This is a genomic window from Parabacteroides distasonis ATCC 8503 (assembly GCF_000012845.1).
In the GTDB taxonomy this organism is placed as follows: domain Bacteria; phylum Bacteroidota; class Bacteroidia; order Bacteroidales; family Tannerellaceae; genus Parabacteroides; species Parabacteroides distasonis.
Genome location: NC_009615.1, coordinates 4,705,165 through 4,719,169 on the forward strand (window position 1 = coordinate 4,705,165; position 14,005 = coordinate 4,719,169).

General features: G+C 50.4%; 18 protein-coding genes. 10 read left to right on the forward strand and 8 right to left on the reverse strand.

The window, feature by feature from the left end; genetic code table 11:
* Positions 1-11 precede the first annotated feature (11 nt).
* Genes BDI_RS19370 through BDI_RS19380 form a run of 3 tightly spaced genes read left to right on the forward strand, consistent with a single transcriptional unit; the run spans position 12 to position 2,458 of the window.
* Positions 12-1,031 carry an LPD29 domain-containing protein gene (locus BDI_RS19370; RefSeq protein WP_008675244.1) on the forward strand — a complete coding sequence of 340 codons (1,020 nt, stop codon included), beginning with the start codon at positions 12-14 and terminating at the stop codon, positions 1,029-1,031.
* Positions 1,032-1,041: 10 nt separating this feature from the next.
* The gene (locus BDI_RS19375; RefSeq protein ID WP_008675242.1) at positions 1,042-1,743 is read left to right on the forward strand and encodes a hypothetical protein; all 702 of its coding nucleotides are present in this window, start codon (positions 1,042-1,044) and stop codon (positions 1,741-1,743) included.
* Between the two features lies 1 nt (position 1,744).
* Positions 1,745-2,458, forward strand: coding sequence for a hypothetical protein (locus BDI_RS19380; RefSeq protein ID WP_008675240.1), 714 nt, complete (start codon positions 1,745-1,747; stop codon positions 2,456-2,458).
* A 57-nt stretch (positions 2,459-2,515) separates the two neighbouring features.
* On the opposite strand, the gene BDI_RS19385 is transcribed toward BDI_RS19380, so the two are convergent.
* Positions 2,516-2,860 (reverse strand): hypothetical protein, encoded by a 345-nt coding sequence (locus tag BDI_RS19385; protein WP_008675239.1) that lies wholly within the window; start codon positions 2,858-2,860, stop codon positions 2,516-2,518.
* A gap of 331 nt (positions 2,861-3,191) precedes the next feature.
* On the opposite strand from BDI_RS19385, the gene BDI_RS19390 reads away from it, so the two are divergent.
* The 7 genes from BDI_RS19390 (at position 3,192) to BDI_RS19420 (ending at position 8,913) form a co-directional block, all read left to right on the forward strand.
* Positions 3,192-3,482: a DUF4120 family protein gene (locus BDI_RS19390; RefSeq protein ID WP_007838816.1), complete on the forward strand. Its 291-nt coding sequence runs from the start codon at positions 3,192-3,194 to the stop codon at positions 3,480-3,482.
* 281 nt (positions 3,483-3,763) lie between these two features.
* Positions 3,764-4,042, forward strand: a complete 279-nt coding sequence (locus tag BDI_RS19395) for a hypothetical protein (protein WP_008675235.1) — start codon at positions 3,764-3,766, stop codon at positions 4,040-4,042.
* The gene (locus BDI_RS19400) at positions 4,029-4,835 is read left to right on the forward strand and encodes a DUF4121 family protein (protein WP_008675233.1); all 807 of its coding nucleotides are present in this window, start codon (positions 4,029-4,031) and stop codon (positions 4,833-4,835) included. The genes BDI_RS19395 and BDI_RS19400 overlap by 14 nt, the downstream gene beginning before the upstream one ends.
* Position 4,836: 1 nt before the next feature.
* On the forward strand, positions 4,837-5,598 hold the full coding sequence (locus tag BDI_RS19405; RefSeq protein WP_008675232.1) for an N-6 DNA methylase: 762 nt from the start codon (positions 4,837-4,839) through the stop codon (positions 5,596-5,598).
* Between the two features lie 5 nt (positions 5,599-5,603).
* The gene (locus BDI_RS19410) at positions 5,604-6,839 is read left to right on the forward strand and encodes a hypothetical protein (RefSeq protein WP_032934307.1); all 1,236 of its coding nucleotides are present in this window, start codon (positions 5,604-5,606) and stop codon (positions 6,837-6,839) included.
* A gap of 12 nt (positions 6,840-6,851) precedes the next feature.
* Positions 6,852-7,733: a hypothetical protein gene (locus tag BDI_RS19415; protein WP_008675230.1), complete on the forward strand. Its 882-nt coding sequence runs from the start codon at positions 6,852-6,854 to the stop codon at positions 7,731-7,733.
* A gap of 25 nt (positions 7,734-7,758) precedes the next feature.
* Positions 7,759-8,913, forward strand: coding sequence for a hypothetical protein (locus BDI_RS19420; RefSeq protein ID WP_008675228.1), 1,155 nt, complete (start codon positions 7,759-7,761; stop codon positions 8,911-8,913).
* Between the two features lie 68 nt (positions 8,914-8,981).
* On the opposite strand, the gene BDI_RS19425 is transcribed toward BDI_RS19420, so the two are convergent.
* The 7 genes from BDI_RS19425 to traK form a co-directional block, all read right to left on the reverse strand.
* Positions 8,982-9,461, reverse strand: a complete 480-nt coding sequence (locus BDI_RS19425; protein ID WP_008675225.1) for a glycoside hydrolase family protein — start codon at positions 9,459-9,461, stop codon at positions 8,982-8,984.
* 301 nt (positions 9,462-9,762) lie between these two features.
* Positions 9,763-10,239, reverse strand: a complete 477-nt coding sequence (locus BDI_RS19435) for a DUF3872 domain-containing protein (RefSeq protein ID WP_008675221.1) — start codon at positions 10,237-10,239, stop codon at positions 9,763-9,765.
* Positions 10,240-10,258: 19 nt separating this feature from the next.
* Positions 10,259-10,837, reverse strand: coding sequence for a conjugal transfer protein TraO (locus BDI_RS19440; protein ID WP_008675220.1), 579 nt, complete (start codon positions 10,835-10,837; stop codon positions 10,259-10,261).
* On the reverse strand, positions 10,834-11,748 hold the full coding sequence (gene traN, locus BDI_RS19445; protein ID WP_008675218.1) for a conjugative transposon protein TraN: 915 nt from the start codon (positions 11,746-11,748) through the stop codon (positions 10,834-10,836). Before traN ends, BDI_RS19440 begins: the two co-directional genes overlap by 4 nt.
* Positions 11,749-11,810: 62 nt before the next feature.
* Positions 11,811-13,109 (reverse strand): conjugative transposon protein TraM, encoded by a 1,299-nt coding sequence (traM, locus tag BDI_RS19450; protein ID WP_012056217.1) that lies wholly within the window; start codon positions 13,107-13,109, stop codon positions 11,811-11,813.
* Positions 13,084-13,359 (reverse strand): hypothetical protein, encoded by a 276-nt coding sequence (locus BDI_RS19455; RefSeq protein WP_008675213.1) that lies wholly within the window; start codon positions 13,357-13,359, stop codon positions 13,084-13,086. Before BDI_RS19455 ends, traM begins: the two co-directional genes overlap by 26 nt.
* Positions 13,356-13,979 (reverse strand): conjugative transposon protein TraK, encoded by a 624-nt coding sequence (gene traK, locus BDI_RS19460; protein WP_008675212.1) that lies wholly within the window; start codon positions 13,977-13,979, stop codon positions 13,356-13,358. Before traK ends, BDI_RS19455 begins: the two co-directional genes overlap by 4 nt.
* Positions 13,980-14,005: the final 26 nt, after the last annotated feature.

A 14,005-nucleotide genomic window follows, 5' to 3' on the forward strand; every position in this document is an offset into this window, starting at 1 on the left:
AACTTATGGCTATGACTTATTTTCAGAACATACACTCTCTGGCGGACTTGAAGAAAGAATACCGCCGGCTGGCATTGGAGCACCACCCGGACAAGGGTGGCGACACTGCAATCATGCAACATGTGAACACCGAGTTTGGAAGGCTTTTTGAGGCTTGGAAAGACAAACCAGATGTCTTTGCGACTTCAACCGGATATGAATATGACTATCCGGGAGCCACGGCAAAGGAATACACTGAGTACGTGTATAACGAATACCGCTGGAAAGGCCGCAATTACAAGGGACAGCACGCACCGGAAATCGTGGAACTGATACGGGCATGGTTCAGGGAGACCTATCCGGGATACAAGTTCTCTGTCAGACGGGAGAATTGCCACTCCATCCATATCCGGTTGATGAAAGCGGATTTCGAGGCGTTCACCAAAGAGTCCGGAAAAGTTCAAGGCGATGTCAACCACCATCATATCGCTTCAGACAAATCATTGACGGACAGGGCAAAGGATGTAATGATGAATATCTACGATTTCATCATGTCGTACAATTTCGATGACAGCGACCCCATGACGGACTATTTTCATACCAACTTTTACCTGACGCTCGGAATTGGAAGTTACAAACAGCCGTACAAGGTGGAACCGCCCAAACTCGGCAGCAAAGACAAGCCGGAGGTATTCAAGCATCCGGAAGGTCCGGCACACAAGGCAATGCAGCGGGCATTGGGCAAAGCGCGTTTCGGCTTCATCGAAAGCCGGAAGTATGCCGGGGAAATAATTCTAGGGGAGGACTGTTTCGGCTCACGGGGCGAAGTCTATTTTTGGCCGAAGGAATATTCAAGCGCAAAAATGGCCCAAAAACGCATCGACAAACTGGAGGAAGCCGGAATAAAGTGCGAACTCACCGGCTATAACGGAGGATACATCCGCCTGCTCGGGTACACCCCTGAGATGAGAGATTCCCTGGAGCGGGAACGTCAGGAGTACGCCGCCGCATATCAGGCATGGTACTCAAAACAGGGTTTGAAAACAATCTGATTCAGAAATTATGGATACAAACAATTTGGACAAGTGGTGGCACGGACTTCCGGAAAACACCAGACAGGCTATAGGAGACGATGGGATATGGGAAAAACTGGACATGCCATCCCGTTCGGCACTACACCGGTATTCCCTGCTTAGAATTTACGGAACGGCAAAAGACAGGGACGAGGAACGCACGCTGCTCAATGAAATCGCGTGCGGACTGGGCGACCTTGCCCTTGTCTGTAAAAACGGCATCGCGTTGGAAGAAATGTGCAACGGGAACGGGGAATTTTACGATGAATACCAGGATCAGTTCAATATATTATATGACAATTACGGACACATACTAGAAAATATAAGCTGGCCGGACTGGATCGGACATACAATTCCGACAAACAGGGAACTGGTCCGGTTATTGGAACATCACGGTTACAAGCGTATGGAAATCGATACCGACAGAAGAATCCCGAAAACTTTCTATGTTTTCCGTCGTGGGTTGCACATCAACGCAAGCGAGGACTTGTCTTACCACATCGTACCGCAACAGGACAGTTTCGGACTGGGGCGTTTTGCGGTATGCGCTACCAAAGAGAGTGAAAGCTCCCAGCTGGGAACTGACTGTGCCCGGCTCTTTTTGAGGCGCTTCCTTGCCTTCCTGAAGGGTGAAAGAAGCGGAAAAGAGATTATAGATGTAATATGCAACAACCAACAAACTGAACGATAGTATGAAAGCAAAAGTATTCAAGTACAAGTCTGACGGGAATACCGTCGTGGCTCCTTATATGGAACTGGAGCCGTACGCAGAGAATGTATATCTCTCCCTGTCGAGAAAGAACGAATATGGGAATGAGGACGATGACTGTTTCCATGTGGTCTGCCGGATTGAAAACGTTTATTTTTCCAGCGGGCAGTATTCACGCCGGTTCCTCAAAGGAGAAGGCCGCAGGGAGGAAGCCGCCGCCTATTGCAGGAACTGGATTGCGGATACGCTTCAGGGTGCGGAAAGAGGAGCCTTCGTCAGATTGATCTCCATCCGTGTGTTCAATGCCCTCGGACTCGACACCGCACCCTTGCTGCAAGCCCGTGAGGCATACAAAAGGAAGCAGGAACATAAACGCAGGGAACAGGAGGAGAAAGAGGCGGAAGAGCGCAGAGTGCGGGAAGAGCAACATCAGCTGCTGCTCGATGAACAGAAACAGAAATTCCTGGACGGGGAACGGATCACGGGAGGAATGTTCCTTGAAATCACCGGAAGGGATGGTTTTGACATCCATATCAGAACCAAAGGGACATTCAACAGGCATGTAAGAGGCATTGACAGGAACGGAACCATCAGTTTCCGGAAAATCAAGGGCCGCCGGACACCGAACTTTACCGGATGCCATAAGGCCGTGCCCGCCTATCTTGCGTTCATAACAGAAAAAGAGGGCAAACAATAAAATCCGGGACGGTAACGGCTTGTTCCATGCGGCTGTTACCGCTACCATCTTCCGACCTCACAACTCACGGTTCAGCGCCATTGCCAGCGGAAACATAAACTGGTTATAGGCTTTAAGCTTTTGTAGGTTCAGCACATATCCGGCATAAGGGTTGGTCAAATCGGTGTAGAAGAATACATCGGTAAATCCTGCATGTTCTTCCACAATTTCACCCTCCAACGGAATTTCCTCCACATTGAACCGCTCCAGAGGCAGCTCTTCCAGACGGGCATGCTCCACATTGCCCAATACGTTCAGGTTGCGGTTAAACAGCACGAACCCTTTCTTCCTGTAATCCACACGCATACCATACGGACGCTCCACAAGGAAAGCATCCGCCGCTTTCTTTAGATAGTTTTCCATAATCCTGAAATTAGAAATTGCAAAAATACAGCATTTGTCCGGCAATGGCGAACAAATCAGGAAGATTATCTAAGGAATCCACACAAAATCCCACAACAAAAAACAACCGTATATTTTATTTCCCACCCTGCAAAGATAGTCCCGCGTCCTGTGTACCCGTACAAGGTCAGGCCCCTTCGGGGTTGGCTGAAAGAAAATCATCCTCGCTTCGCTGCGGTATTTTCTTTCGCCAAACCTTGCGGGTACGGCCACGGGACTGTCAGGCAGGCGAGAAATAAAAATACCGGCTCCCGGAGCCGGACGTGTTTAACAGATAAAAATACAATGAATCATGAAAATCCTGAATGAAGAACATTTCGAGAATGTAAAGCGCTATGCCGAATCCATCGGTGACACCTCACTTCAAAAGTGCTTGGAACGGTTGAAGAGTTGGGAGGGGAATCCTGACTATCCCAGTGAGATTTCACTCTACTATGACCATGCCCCATACTCGTTCGGCTTTACCCAGCATTATGCTGATGGAAGAATAGGTATCGTAGGAGGTCTGCTCTATCATGGAATACCTGACAGATCGTTTGCCGTAACATTGCAGCCGTTCCACGGATGGCAGATACATACCTGAAAAACATGAAACTTGACAATGGACGAAAAGCAGACTTCAGAACAGAGAATCCGAGGTCTGCTTTTTCATTTCTTGCTGTAAAGATAGCCGTTTTCCGGGCTGATTGTGCAAGGCGGCCCCTTTCAGGGGCTGGGTTGGCTGAAAGAAAATCATCCTCGCTTCGCTGCGGTATTTTCTTTCGCCAAGCCTTGCCGCAATCCCCGGAAAACAGACTGAAAAGACATCAAGAAATAAAAATGCCTACCCATGTAGGCCGATGTTTTACTTAAAAAAGAACAGATATGGAAACACTGGATTATAACCGGCTGCTGCTTGTCTCTCTCTGGCAATACAACCACCATGGGGATGAAGGGCTGACTCACGCACTTTTCGAGGAAACGTTCGGAAAGATCTATGGAAGTCACTGTTACGAAAAATGGACCGGCTGCTTCAAGCAGAATCTCTGGGACATGATTGCCTATTTCAGAAGTGAGAAGGAGAACGGACAGAAGTTCTGCGACATGGTTGCCCGTCAGGTCAAATTGTACCAACAAAAACGATCTCAATATGAAGTACGCTAATTTTTATGACCTGGAAAGTCTGACTCTGCTCAACAGGCATGAAGGGTGTGCCTGCTCCATAAAGGAGTGTGATGTGGAGAAGGTGAACCGGCTGATTTCAAGGATGCGGCAGGACAGGGAAAGAGTCAGTTTACCGACCGCAGGAGATGTCGTCACTTATATCACCCGTGGCGGTGACTATTATCCGCAGGCACACATTGAAAGGGGCGATGACCGGGAAGTCCATATTTGCCTTCTCCCACAGACACCTTTCTGCCATGAAAATGAAAAGTGTACCGGTTACAATACGGAAGGAGGCCCTTGGGTTATAACCAGTCCGGAATTGCTGCTTCCCGATGGCATACGCAGCAAACAGTTCCGGATGTGGGGGCATACCGGAAGGCACAAGAACGGTGCCGTCCTCTTCCACACATTCGTCAGGGCTTGGAAATACACGGAACCCGATCCTCTGTACGGAAAGTACACCACAAAAGAATGGACGAGATACATCATCGAGTGTCAGCCGGATATTGAACCGGCTGATGCCTTTGTCTATCGGAATGAGGCATTTACCCTTTACTCGAAGGAAGAACTGGAGCGGCTGGTCGGGATTCTGCACGGAAAGCTTTTCAACGGATTCCGTCCCGGTCTGTTCATACTCTGGGCATACCGTATGGAATGGAAGGAACTTCCCGCATGGGAATGGAACATGCTGAAAGCGGACACCCATCTCTCTTTCCTTGGCATTTCTCCCGTCAGGATACAGACTGACCATAAAAGACATATAGTAACAATCTATAAAAAATCAGAGTAATATGGCACCATACAACACACCGCAGGCGATACGTCCGCTTGAGAAAACGATCTGTGATTTCGCCTATTCGAACGGCTACGATCCGATATCCGTTTTCAACGATTTCCTGCGTTATGTCATTCACGGGTTCTCTCCCGGCGCACCGCCCCTTATGGACTGGAAATACAAACGGCAGCAGAACAGGCATTTTATGGAGATGCTTACCGGATGGATACGGCTCATGCAGCGGGAATTGCAATCCGGCGGATGGTTTGATGCGTTCGGTGACCTCTTCATGGCAATATCTTCCAAAATCGGTCGGCAGGTGAACGGACAGTTCTTTACCCCGCCGGATATCTGCGACCTGATGGTCTTGTGTACCGATTCGGGGGAGACAGCGACAGGAAAACGTATCTGTGACCCGACATGCGGAAGGCTGCTGCTGGCATATCATGTACGCCACCTGGGTAATTATCTGGTTGCAGAAGATCTCAACCATACCTGTTGCCTGATGACCGTTTGCAACATGCTCGTACATGGCTGCATAGGTGAGGTCATCCACCATGACAGCCTCTTCCCCGAAAACTTCATGGACGGCTGGATGGTAAACCATACACTGACTCAGACGGGCATTCCTACCATTCGCCGGATGAGCAAGGAGGAATATCGGACAAGCAGGAACATGTCCGTTGACCTGCTCAGAAAGCGGAAAGAGAAATTGCGCCAAATGCAGCCGGACAAGAAACAATTGCCATATAAACATGGCAGAATTTATAAACAATAAACCGAATGATTATGAAACTGAATGTTAGCAATGAATTGAAATCCCGCCTGATGCATGCGGCGGAAAACGGGAGTGTGATAGCCAAAGACATCCTTTTGGAAGTAAAAAAGAACGTACCGGTGGAAGAGATCATACGCGGTACCTATAACTGCTTCTCCACCAAGCGCAAGCGGACGGAAGCGGGCACGTTCAAGAAAATCCGGATCGTGTTCACGGCCTGCAGCAAGGATCTGGCCCATCCCAGTTTCCCGGACCGGAACAACCCGCAGGCACCCTGGTTCCCGGAGAATCGTACAGTTCTGGAACCCTCCACGTTTGTTGAACTGTTCAAGAACCTGCCCAAGTACTCACCCGACGAAATCAATTATTTCTGTAGCGCCCTCTCATTGGACAGCAAAGTCACGGTCAGGCTGCATGAAAGCATGAACGACTTCATGGAAGCCTATCTGGAAAGCAACTACAGCCCCATCGCCGACAGTGACACATCCAGCCTGCACAGTTCCTGTATGAGATATGAGGACAAGGCACGCAACGCCGCTGACTTCTATACCAACTTCGCCGGCGCTAAAATCCTTGTGGCAAGGGACGAGAGCAACAACATACTCGGACGGGCTGTTGTATGGAACGAGGTAACATTGTGGAAATCAATAAATACACCGATTGCCGCCTCCCTGCTGGACCGCATCTATTTCTCACACGCATTCGTCGCCGAACTGATCCGCAAGCAGGCGCAGGAGGCGGGCATCCTGTTGCGACGCAGATACAACGATTATACACATACAACGGATTTCACCGTACTGAATCCCATTGAGGGGCAGGAATGGGCGGTCGGAGACAATATACAGGTTTCATTGACGGTGAAAGTGCCCGCCTGTAGGTGGCACAAGAAAGGGGTGCCTTACCTCGACACGTTCTACAGTCTTCATCTGACGGAAGGCAATCTGGAACTTAGAAATACGGAGGGCGACACAAGCATAGCCTCCTGCCGGAGCACGGAAGGGTGCGCAAACAGGAGAAAATATGTATGTCCCAAATGCGGAAAGATACATCCCTTTCCGGATATGGCATTCTGCAAGAATTGTCAAGATATGTTCTATATATCCACCGTATTCGGAAAAGTATTGAAAGGCACGTCGGTGGAATACAAGGGAAAGAAATATCCGTCCTTCCTCTTCAAGAAGGGACGTCCCGTACCGGAGTTCAGACGGTACCTGCAAATCGAAAAGTTGTTCATCTCCTAAAAAGTCAGTATCATGGAAAAATTAATGGCTCTTTACAACATCTCCTCCCCCTCCGGTAAGGAGGGGAAGATAGCCGGGTTCATCATCGGGGAACTCAGGCGGATGGGGATTCCTTTCCGGCAAGACCGGTACGGAAACATCTACGCGGTCAAAGGCAACCGGGAAAGCTACCCCTGTGTCGTGGCGCACATGGACGAGGTACACCGGCGCAAGACAGGCTCCTATGCGGCCCATCTTGTGGCGGACTCGATGATTGTCGGTTATGATCACAAGCGTAAACGGATGACCGGAATCGGCGCGGATGACAAGAACGGCATCTGGATCTGCCTGAAATGCCTGGAGGATTTCAAGGCGGTGAAATGCGCCTTCTTCGTACAGGAGGAGGTAGGATGCATAGGCAGCGGCCATGCCGATATGTCCTTCTTTTCCGATTGCCGTTTCGTCATCCAGTGTGACCGGAAAGGGAACGGGGATATGGTAACACAAATCAACGGAATGAAGCTCTGCTCCAATGACTTCATTTCAGCTATCGATTTCCGGAGGTACGGCTACAAGCCTGCACAGGGGCTAGCTACGGATGTGGCGGCATTGAAAAGGAACGGGCTGGAAGTATCCTGCGTCAATCTCTCCTGCGGATATTATGAACCTCATACGGACAACGAGTACACCATCCTGGCGGATCTTTGCAAGTGCTACAGGTTTGTCCGGCACATCATCTGTTGCCATAAGGAAACCAGCACGCATATACCGGAAACGGAAAGAAAGCCCTTCCCCGGATATTATGAACTGTTCGGACCGGCCGGATATAGCGAAAAGGATTATATCCGTCTGTCAAAAGAGTACAGATCTGAATTTACTAAAACAAGCAAGACAAGCCATAAGAACAAATTGTAATTTATCAACTTTAAAAACAAAAAATATGGAAGCAACAGTCATGCCGGCCACTGCACCGGTACAGAAACAGCAGGGACTCAACCAGGTAGTCATCAACAAGGTACGGAGAATGATAGAGGACAGGCAGGGGGATGTCATGGACACCATCAACCGTCTGCTCAGTGAGGGACGGATCGCGCAGGATTTCATCGCTCCCATCGGGGTAAGCCAACGTAGCAAGGAACGCCCCGTTATCTCTTTCAAAGCGGAAGGAAGGGTACAGATGGCAATGCCCGAAGGGAACTTCAACCTGCACGGCAACGCCATAAGCCAGATTTCGGAGAAGATGGGCATTCCCGCCAAATACCTGCGCGAGCTTTCCGCCGGGGATGTTTGGCAGAAACAGTTGTGCGCCACCATCCTGAACGAGCATTCGGGATGGACCGAGCGTACACGGGTACTGATACGGGCGGTAGGAATGGAAGTCCGGGGCGTATTGTCGGACTCCTACCGTCGGCTGAACTCAGTGGATATCCTGACCGCTTTCATCCGTGAGGCGGGAGGACAGGGAGCGGTCGTGTCCGATGCCTATATGAACGACACGAAAGTATGGTGTGAGACAATCCTGCCCACTCCGATAGAGATACCCACCCGTAAGAACGGAACGGTCATCATCTTCGCAGGAGCACGCTTCTCCACATCCGACTATGGCAACGGATCGGTCGATATGCGGTCGTTCCTGCTCAACGGGGCGTGCCTGAACGGGATGGTCAGGGAGTCCGTCATGCGGCAAATACACCTTGGAGGCCGACTGCCGGAATCCCTGTCCCTCTCCCAAAAGACCTACGAACTGGACACGCAGACCACTGTATCGGCTGTTTCCGACCTGACCAAAGGACTGTACAGCAAAGACACCATCATGCAGAAGGCCATCGAAATTCAAGGAGCATCGGAAATAGACGTGGATTTCGACAAGGAACTGAAGAATCTGGTGCAGAAAGGTGCCTTGTTGAAAAACGAGGGACGTGAGGTCGAGAAACTGCTAATGAACAACAATCCTGACGACGGAGTTACAGGCGGGGCCACGCTATGGAAACTGACACAGGGAATCACCGCCTTTGCAAGGGAACAGCAGCCGGAACGCTGCCGGGAACTGCATGAAATTTCGGGACAGCTGATGAACCGGGTAAAGATAAATTAAGAGTGGCTAAGACTAAAGCCGTGAACGACGATGGCCAGCATCCGTTCACGGCTTTGCATAATTTCAATCTAAGGTATATAGAACAGTTCAAACTCCTCTTTTCTTCTCCTCTCTATGCTTGGAATGACTTTCCCCTGATAACAGCGGAACGATATATATTCCCTGTAAATATCCCGGTCGCCACTTTCCAGTTTTTGAATCAGTCTGCTTTTGGGTATCTTCCCGTTTCCAATCAGACGGTAACAGCCCACATTAAAACCTAACAGACTTAAAAGAAGCGAGTCTTTTCCATATTTACGGAATACCTTCAGGCACCGTTCAAGGTCGCATCTCAAAAGTGAGTCCGCCTGCGCCTCGCTCAGGTTCTCGGTCAGCTTCTCATGGGGGAGCAGGCGGTGTCCAAAACCGATGTAAGGCATTTTCCCCCGATGCCAGCCTTCCCACCGTTTGATGTTGGAAACCGCCTTTTCCAGCATGGAGGGCGGATCTTCGGCACGAACATTCAAAGTGAACGGCAGTACCATCAGAATAAACAAAAGTTTCCTCATTCCGTTCAATTCCTTACCTCCACATCCAACGTGCAATACGTATGTCCATCCCCGTAGCTCCACCTTCTTCCCGTTACGGTCACCACACTTTCCGCCAGGTATTCCGCGAGGGACTGCCGTTCCGTTTCCGCATTCTTTTCAAAGCAGTGACAGGCCGGTGTCGTTTCCAACAGGTTGCGGGAGGACTTGTCGAGCCGTACCGCGTCAATTTCGAGCCGGTCCCCCATATTGGGAATCCGGTCGGCCGATTCCGACAGCTGTACCTCATGGGCCATTCCCGGTATGTACAAATACAGGTATGTCATGGTTGTACCTCCTTTCCATGCGTATCATCCTTTTCAGCCAGAGGGGTGTCATCCGCGTTGAAGTCATAACTCAACCTCTGCAAATTCCCCCAGTTATCCTCAAAATAAAGGTCGATGGTCTGTGACGCATCCGCACTCTGCGAGGTATAGTACAACCGGAACCTCAGTTCATTTAACAGGTAGCGGTCATTGGGTTTCAACACCGTACCGTCCTCCATCTTTAAGCTGCCTTTACCGTCCGGTTGGAAATATCTCAATGTATAGACTGTTCCGGAGAAATTTCCCTCCGCTTTAATTTCCAGACGGATTTCCACCGTCTCACCATCAGCGATCTTACCGACTACCGGCATCGACTCCACCGTAAACGGGTATTCCTGCTGAACGTCCAGTTCGCTGTCACAAGAAGCAAGAGAAAGACAGGAAACTGCCAGGCAGCATATAAACGTCATAAAGTCAACGATTTTTCTTTTCATGGGTATATGGGTTTAAAAATTAGAGAATGTATTTGATACCGATTCCATACTGGAAGTGGGCATGCGTGGAAGCGCTGCCCCAAAGGATGCGTTCACGAAGCCGGAGCAGCAGCACTAAACGGTCAGACAGGTAGGTCTCTGCCTCCAACGTTATCGCACCACCATAGATAAAGGATTCGCATTGTCCCAGCGTGGCACCGTCATACAGCAGTCTTTTCCCCCCGTTCACCGATTCATAGCCCAGCATCGCCGAACCGCCAATGCTTAAGAATACCGTTTTATTAGGGGAGGAAAAGATATTATAATAATATCCGCCTTCACCGGTATATTGCACTAAAGGGATAGAACCGTCACGATAAGGCGTATTGCGCTTCAGTACCTCACCGCCCAGCACCCACTGGTTTCTCTTTTTTGCATAAGTGGAAACCGCCAGCCCGAAAGAGAAACCGGCATCCGGCTTATTCGCCTTGCAGTAAAAGCCGTCCGTCATTCCTGCCGTGAGACTGACGCCCTTCATTTTTGGAAGACGGCGTTGTGCTCCCGCCTGCCCTGCCAGAAGTACCAGCAGCGCAAAGGTGATATATAAATACCTCTTCATCGCACTTGCAGCTCATTGATAGTTTCCGCACGCACCAGATCCTCGTTGTCCACCTCAAAGATCTGATGACGGCCGCCTTGTTTCTCATACATTTCCACTACCAGTTTCTTATCGTCGGGAATGGTGAACTTGGGCAGGGCAAACACGGTACGCTCGTCCTTCTTTCCCTCCACACGAATGACATAGTTGAACGCACGCAGCGGATAAATCACCTGTTCCTGCATGGCGGTACGCCTCACTATCTTCTTGTCCACTATCTTGAAAGTCACGAAATCCACGTCAAACGGCACATGGGTGGCATTTCTCACCTCGGTATGGAAATAGAGCAGGTCTCCATGCGTATAAAGTCCTTTGAGCAGGAACCGTACCCCGAAGCGCTTGCAGCCGATGTGTTTGATCCAGTGCTTGTCCTGCTTGTGTACGGATTTCATGATCAGACGTACCAGACGCGGTGACTCACTGCCCAGCTCCTGCAAATAAATTTCCATCGCGTTGTTCGGGCGGTTCACCGTCTCCCCGTCATGAATAAAATCACACATCTCCACATTAAGCAGCAACGGTTCATCGGCATACTTGACATTGAAGGTGTAAAAATTTCCGTCTTCCGTGATCACGCTCATATTCGTCTCATTACGAAAATGCTTTCTGGCCGCTTTCACACGGATCACATTTTCCGCGCCGTCCGCCTTGCCGGCAATCAGGTTGGTGGAACCGAGATCCACATACTTGATGGGAGAGGGGAAAATCACGTGTACGGTCTTGTCGTAAGTGATTTCCAGACCATGCGGAGGTATCATCCGGCTGAAGCCTATCTTGCGGCTCAGCCCCTCGAAATAATCTCCGCCACTCTGCTGCGCATACGCAGCCATGAAGCCCGTCAGTAGGGCAAACATCATCAGAATCTTTCTCATGTCCGATTATTGTTGGTTGTTTGTTGAATAATTGGTTTCTGTTTTCTCGTCTGTATACCGTTTCATTGTTTCGGAGAGTGAAGCAGCAGCCTGTGTCCGGCTTTCAGCGTGACCTTGACCGTGCGCATCTTCTTGGTGATGTACTGTGACACGCCCTGTATGACACCTTTACCCAGATCCGAGGCTATCTGCGCTCCCGCGTCGGTGGAGATGCTGATGCTGCTTCCCATCGAACCGCCCATGCCCGCCGCTATTTCACGCACGGCATCATACTCCAGTGAGTTGGGTATCAATATTCCTTGCTGACCGTCCGCATCATACACTTCCAGTTCCACCGGAATGACGGTTCCTTGATATTCCACATTGGTGATGACAATATCCATGCGTTCTCCCTGGATCCGTGTTCCGCCTGTCAATACCGTTCCTTTGGGTATGAGGCGGTCGTCCACTGCCATCGCTTCCAGCAGGCGGACACGCAGGGCTTGTCCGTCCGATACGGTCTGCGTGCCGTGCACACAGGCGGCAATGGTATTACGGTCCGATACCGGTGTCCTGCCCACCGGCGTATGGAAACCGGTGTTCCTTTCTTCGGACACTCCGGCTATGAAGTCCCCGTCATTCACCGGTTGCGCAAGGGAAGATACCACTTCTTGTCGTATCCGCTTGACCGGCTTGACCGATGTCCTGTCTTTCCGGTCATCCGTAGGGATAACGGACGGTGTCTGTTTGCCGTTGTACCGGGCCGCCAGTTCGTATGACTTTTCCATCAGGGCCATTTTTTCCTCCAATGACTGTTCCTGGGACGGTTCCATGTTCTGTCTTTTTTCCAGTTCCTCGATACGCCGGAGCAGTTCCTCCTCCCGGGAGGTTTCCCGTGGCGTGTAAATGGTCGTAAGCGAGCGGTTCATGTCATGGTAGGCAGAGGTGGAGGAACGTACCGGATTATGCGTCTGTACGGTTTCCGGTACGGACGGCAGTTCAAGGTTCACTCCGCTGTCCACTGACGGTACGGTGTCTTTCCGGTCCTTGTTCCGGTTGAACAGTTCCGACATTTCCAGGAAAGTGTCTTTCCGTCCTCTCTCTTTCTTCGACAAGGCTTCCCGCTCGTAGGCGCTGACCTTGTTGCCTTCCATACGGCTCTCTTCGGGAGACGGGATCTCGGTATTGAATCCCCTCTCTTTCTCCGCCTCCGCTTTTTCCTTTTCGGTCGGACTGTATATCAACAGGACAATCCCCGCGAATATCAGGAAGAAGAGCGGATAGACGGCGAACTTCATATACCGGCGCTTCTCTTGGAGAGTCAACGGCCGGTCGCTTGGGAATCCCAGCTGTTTTTTAATCTTCTGGATATCTATTTTCATCGGATGGGGTGTTTAAATTGATTGTACTTTTTTCCGGTCGCAAGTCAAGCGGCCGGACATATTCTATTTTCATCTTTCCCCCAAGCTCTCCCAAGCCGGATAGCGAGGCGAGGATGGCATGGAGGCAGGCCGTCAGAAACAAGAGGAATGCCGTGGTTGTCACGATCTTCCGTTGTTTCCTTGTCAGGCGGTGGCAGAACAGCCGGATACAGCAGTCCATACGTCTCAGGTGTTTTTTTTCTTTTCTCATCGTTCCGTGCTTCTGATATCCCTGTTCTCTAGAATGGTAAACTGTTCGATGATGAACCCATTCGGATTGTCGTCCGAACGTCCCGTATTCTGAAGTGAGCAGGTGGTGACCAAACTGCGCTCGGTCACGTTGCTCTCACGAATTATCATCTGACGGGCATACGTCCTCGCCTTGTAAGGGTAACGGGCAAAATCACACACCACGCTGTCCACATGCACCACCTGATTGATGTTGCCCGATATCAGGCGGTTGTAATATCCCTTCTCGGCAAAATCCACATAATAGTGGTAGGCGCTCTTGTCCGCCAGTTGCAGGGCACGGTCGATGTTGTGGCTGATGGCCTCTTTCTGTGGAGAGAGCGAGAAGAACAGCTCGTGAAAGCGTCTTACGTGTTCCCTCGCCTCGGCAGGACGGTTTTGCGAAAGATCCTGCGAAAGGGCCATCATCAGCGACTTACCCCCGTCCAGTACATAGATTTTCTCACGCTGCCTTTCGGCGAAGCGGTACGAGCTCCAAAGCGCGTAGCCGGTGACAAGAGTGCAGCAGCAGATAAAAACGGCCGCCATCATACGGATGCGGCGGAAGCTGCTCTCAATGTTGGTCAAAGACTTGAATTCCATTTCTCGAATGATTGGTTTGAATGAAT

Excerpts from the sequence above, each read along its gene's own strand:
- BDI_RS19435 (WP_008675221.1), bottom strand. The coding sequence starts at position 10,239 with ATGAAAAGAAAAATCGTTGACTTTATGACGTTTATATGCTGCCTGGCA.
- BDI_RS19415 (WP_008675230.1), top strand. The coding sequence starts at position 6,852 with ATGGAAAAATTAATGGCTCTTTACAACATCTCCTCCCCCTCCGGTAAG.
- BDI_RS19400 (WP_008675233.1), top strand. The coding sequence starts at position 4,029 with ATGAAGTACGCTAATTTTTATGACCTGGAAAGTCTGACTCTGCTCAAC.
- BDI_RS19405 (WP_008675232.1), top strand. The coding sequence starts at position 4,837 with ATGGCACCATACAACACACCGCAGGCGATACGTCCGCTTGAGAAAACG.
- BDI_RS19380 (WP_008675240.1), top strand. The coding sequence starts at position 1,745 with ATGAAAGCAAAAGTATTCAAGTACAAGTCTGACGGGAATACCGTCGTG.
- BDI_RS19410 (WP_032934307.1), top strand. The coding sequence starts at position 5,604 with ATGATTATGAAACTGAATGTTAGCAATGAATTGAAATCCCGCCTGATG.
- BDI_RS19425 (WP_008675225.1), bottom strand. The coding sequence starts at position 9,461 with ATGAGGAAACTTTTGTTTATTCTGATGGTACTGCCGTTCACTTTGAAT.
- BDI_RS19420 (WP_008675228.1), top strand. The coding sequence starts at position 7,759 with ATGGAAGCAACAGTCATGCCGGCCACTGCACCGGTACAGAAACAGCAG.
- traM (WP_012056217.1), bottom strand. The coding sequence starts at position 13,109 with ATGAAAATAGATATCCAGAAGATTAAAAAACAGCTGGGATTCCCAAGC.
- BDI_RS19385 (WP_008675239.1), bottom strand. The coding sequence starts at position 2,860 with ATGGAAAACTATCTAAAGAAAGCGGCGGATGCTTTCCTTGTGGAGCGT.
- BDI_RS19455 (WP_008675213.1), bottom strand. The coding sequence starts at position 13,359 with ATGAGAAAAGAAAAAAAACACCTGAGACGTATGGACTGCTGTATCCGG.
- BDI_RS19390 (WP_007838816.1), top strand. The coding sequence starts at position 3,192 with ATGAAAATCCTGAATGAAGAACATTTCGAGAATGTAAAGCGCTATGCC.
- BDI_RS19395 (WP_008675235.1), top strand. The coding sequence starts at position 3,764 with ATGGAAACACTGGATTATAACCGGCTGCTGCTTGTCTCTCTCTGGCAA.
- BDI_RS19440 (WP_008675220.1), bottom strand. The coding sequence starts at position 10,837 with ATGAAGAGGTATTTATATATCACCTTTGCGCTGCTGGTACTTCTGGCA.
- BDI_RS19375 (WP_008675242.1), top strand. The coding sequence starts at position 1,042 with ATGGATACAAACAATTTGGACAAGTGGTGGCACGGACTTCCGGAAAAC.
- BDI_RS19370 (WP_008675244.1), top strand. The coding sequence starts at position 12 with ATGACTTATTTTCAGAACATACACTCTCTGGCGGACTTGAAGAAAGAA.
- traN (WP_008675218.1), bottom strand. The coding sequence starts at position 11,748 with ATGAGAAAGATTCTGATGATGTTTGCCCTACTGACGGGCTTCATGGCT.
- traK (WP_008675212.1), bottom strand. The coding sequence starts at position 13,979 with ATGGAATTCAAGTCTTTGACCAACATTGAGAGCAGCTTCCGCCGCATC.